Below are 3,497 nucleotides of genomic sequence, written 5' to 3'. Positions count from 1 at the left end.
GCAGTCGCTCTGTCGAGCATGCTTGCCCGAAACCAGACGGCTCACGCAGCGACGGCCACCAGCAACGGACTGGCCGCTCAGTTGACTCACTATCCGGCCAAAGCGCGGAACGTGATCTTTCTGTATATGGACGGCGGTCCGTCACAGGTCGATACGTTCGATCCGAAACCGATGCTCGACAAGTACGATGGACGATCCCCTCATGAGGTGATTGGCAAGGTCGAACCAACCCAGTTCGCCAACGTCGGCAAGATCCTGAAGTCGGCGTGGAAATTCCGGCAGTACGGCCAGTCGGGAATCCCGATCAGCGACTTGTTTCCGCATATTGCGACGTGCGCCGATGATCTGGCGGTCGTTCGATCGATGGTCGCCCCCTTTTCAGAACACACGTTCGCAAACTACTTCCTGCACACGGGACATGGTCAGCAGGGCCGCCCCAGCCACGGCGCATGGATCAGCTACGGACTCGGTTCCGAGTGCGACGATCTTCCTGCCTTCGTAATCCTCAATGGAGGGCTGATTCCACCCGGGGGGATGGATTGCTTCGGAAGCGGATTCCTTCCCGCAGCCTACCAGGGATCCGTCTTCACATCGGGTGAAGCACCCGTCGCGAATATCAAACCGAGCGAGAAAACGCGCGGGCTGCAAGCGGACAAACTCGCCCTGATGAAACGACTGGACGAGGGGCGACTTCAGCAGCTCGGCCGTGTTGACGCCCTGGAATCGGCAATTGCCAATTACGAACTTGCCGCCCGCATGCAGACGGCGGTCCCCGAACTGATGGACCTGCACGAAGAATCTGCGTCGACACACGAAGCCTACGGTCTGAATGACGAGTTTCCCAACACGCGAACCTACGGTCGGCTCTGCCTGGTCGCGCGACGCCTCGTCGAACGGGGCGTCCGCTTCATCGAGTTGACCTGCCCCGCAGGCAACGGGGACCGATGGGACCAGCATTCCAGTTTGATCGATGGACACACGAAGAACGCACGTTCGGTCGATATGCCGATCGCGGCGCTGATCCAGGATCTGAAACAACGGGGTCTGCTCGACGAGACACTCATTGTCTGGTGCGGTGAGTTCGGACGCACCCCCTTCGCACAGGGAAGCGACGGACGTGACCATAACCCCTACGGCTTCTCGATCTGGTTGGCGGGAGGAGGAATCCAGGGAGGCGTCATCCATGGCGCGACCGACGATTTCGGCTATCGCGCGGTCGAAAACAAGGTCGAGATCCACGACCTGCACGCCACGATGCTGCACCTGCTGGGTGTCGATCACACGCGGCAAACATTCCGTTTTGGTGGACGAGACATGAGACTGACCGACGTTCACGGCCACATCGTGAAAGAGATCCTGAGTTGAGATATCCCACCCCGGACCGTCTGGATGACGAATCGGGGCGAGGAAAAGGAGCTTTTGCTCCTCGCCGTGATCAGGCAGTTCTCCGGCAGGGGCTGTCCCTGCCGGATCGGCCAGCCGCCCCCGTGATCAACCCTTCTCGACCGGTACCTTGGGCAGGGAGGCCGCTGCCACACCGAGGGGATCCTCCTCGGTCATTCCGCTGCGCACGTCTTCCAGAACGGCTTGAATGTCGCCGCAATATTTCTGAAGCGGCAAATCATTCATGTCGAGGCCGAAGGGATCTTCGATCTCCACACCGATTTCTTCGATTCCAAACAGGATGTAGGAAATCAGCATCGTTGCCGGAACCGTGGCCCAGCCGAAATCCTTGATCAAGGCCAGGGGAAGTGTAAAGCAATAGACGATCAGTACTCGCCGCAGGTGAACGGTGTAGGCGAAGGGAAGCGGAGTGGAGCGAATGCGTTCGCAGGCGCCGCAGTAGTCAATCAGCAAGCCGATGTTGTAGTCCATGGATTTCATCTGAAACCCATCGATCACTCCCCGGCGTCGAGCTGACATCAGGCGTCTGGTGATCAGGCGAGTAATCGCCAGCGGCAGATGTTTCGAGGATTCCACCTGCTTCACATCTGTGGAATCAACTCCCTCCAGCTCAATCCCCAGTCCCGGCTCAGCCCGCAGTCGCTGCATGATGGAATACGGAAGTGCGAACGTCCAGGTGATGACTTCACGAGCAAGCCGGGGATCGGCAGTCAGCCACTCGCTCGACTGACGTGCGAGATTTCGGCTCTCATTGACGATACCACCCCAGTTTTTTCTCCCTTCCCAGAACCGGTCGTATGACGAATTCGTGCGGAAGACCAGCACCAGTCCCAGCGCGGTCCCCGTCAAGGTGTGGGCGGTGATGGGAATGACAAACGGTAGAAACGTGTCGGGCATCAGTTCATAAAGAACGGTGATGGTCGTGGCCCAGACAACGCTGGCCAGCACGCGGGAAAGAATCTCCAGAACCATGGACCCTTCAATGTCACACAGGTGACTGGTCCAGTTGTCGGGATCGTAGGGTTTCTGAGAAGTACGAAAATACGAGAAGAGTCGCTTCATTTAGCGTCGGCCACCTTTTCAATGCGATAGAGATGCGTTTTGGATCTCAGGATCAGGGACGATTTGACGACGGCTGGTGAGGCCAGAAAGCCGTCGTCCAAGTGGTTGTTTGCGACCAGTTCAAACTCTCGGGCCGCCTTAAAAACAGGAATTGTCCCTTCTTGGGAGAAGCAATAGATCAGGCCCTCTGCGTAAAGAGGGGACGACCAGTACTCGCCCCCCATTCGCTTAGTCCAGATTTCCCGGCCCGTTTTCGCATCAAGACAGGAAGCAACACCAGCGTCATTCATCATGAAGATCAGGTCATCCACCACGATCTGGGATGGGCGCTTAGGGATCGATTTACTCGATCTCCAGAGGATGTTTTCCGTGATGTCGCCCGTTCCTTTCGGGGAAAGAGCGATCAACGGATTGGGTCCATCTGCCGAATTGATGTACAGAACCCCATTCGTGAAGATGGGCCGTCCGGCCGCGTTGACCCCACCGTGCATCACCGTCCAGACCGGTTCCCCCGTCAGGGGGTCGTAAGCGATCGTCGCCGCAGCGAACGAACTGACGAGCAACTGCCGCCCATCGACCTCGATCAGCACGGGAGTAGAAAAGGCCTTTTTCCCGTCACCGTCGGTCGTACCGAAATTGACATCGCGGTCGCGCCGCCACACCGTTTCGCCCGTGAATTTGTTCAAAGCCGTGATGTACTGAAAGTCATAACCGTCGAGGCTGAGATACAGCAGATCGCCATAAACGATGGCCGAAGATCCGGGGCCACGGAAATGATTGCACTCCAGGTCATTCCGCTTCCAGAGGATCTTTCCGGAACGGGTATCCACGCAGGCGGTCCCGAACGATCCGAAATGCACGTAAACTCGCCCCTCCTCGACGTAAGGAGTCGGCGAGCCGTAAGTGTTGGTGGGATGCACGTATTGGGGTTTGTCGACTTCGAACAGTTTGACGTCGTGAGTGATCTTTCCCGTCTCGTAATCGACGCAGACGGCCGAAAGTACCAGCGGCGCGTCCAGTTTCGGCATTTC

The 3,497-nt window shown here is 57.7% G+C and carries 3 protein-coding genes; 1 reads left to right on the top strand and 2 read right to left on the bottom strand.

Annotation, left to right across the window (positions count from 1 at the left end; translation table 11 throughout):
- Positions 1-1,365, top strand: a 1,365-nt coding sequence (locus tag VGE80_RS15030) for a DUF1501 domain-containing protein (RefSeq protein ID WP_440593227.1), incomplete at its 5' end; no start/stop codon positions are given.
- A 126-nt stretch (positions 1,366-1,491) separates the two neighbouring features.
- Here the strand turns inward: VGE80_RS15030 and VGE80_RS15025 are convergent.
- Positions 1,492-2,466: a bestrophin family protein gene (locus tag VGE80_RS15025; protein WP_440593226.1), complete on the bottom strand. Its 975-nt coding sequence runs from the start codon at positions 2,464-2,466 to the stop codon at positions 1,492-1,494.
- Positions 2,463-3,497 (bottom strand): outer membrane protein assembly factor BamB family protein (locus VGE80_RS15020; RefSeq protein WP_440593225.1); only part of this gene is annotated, 1,035 nt, incomplete at its 5' end. The genes VGE80_RS15020 and VGE80_RS15025, both read right to left, overlap by 4 nt.

This window comes from Schlesneria sp. (assembly GCF_036405755.1).
Classification (GTDB): Bacteria; Planctomycetota; Planctomycetia; order Planctomycetales; family Planctomycetaceae; genus Schlesneria; species Schlesneria sphaerica.
Note: the sequence above shows the minus strand (reverse complement) of the source record. Positions and strands in the feature narration are given on the sequence as shown.

Excerpts from the sequence above, each read along its gene's own strand:
- VGE80_RS15025 (WP_440593226.1), bottom strand. The coding sequence starts at position 2,466 with ATGAAGCGACTCTTCTCGTATTTTCGTACTTCTCAGAAACCCTACGAT.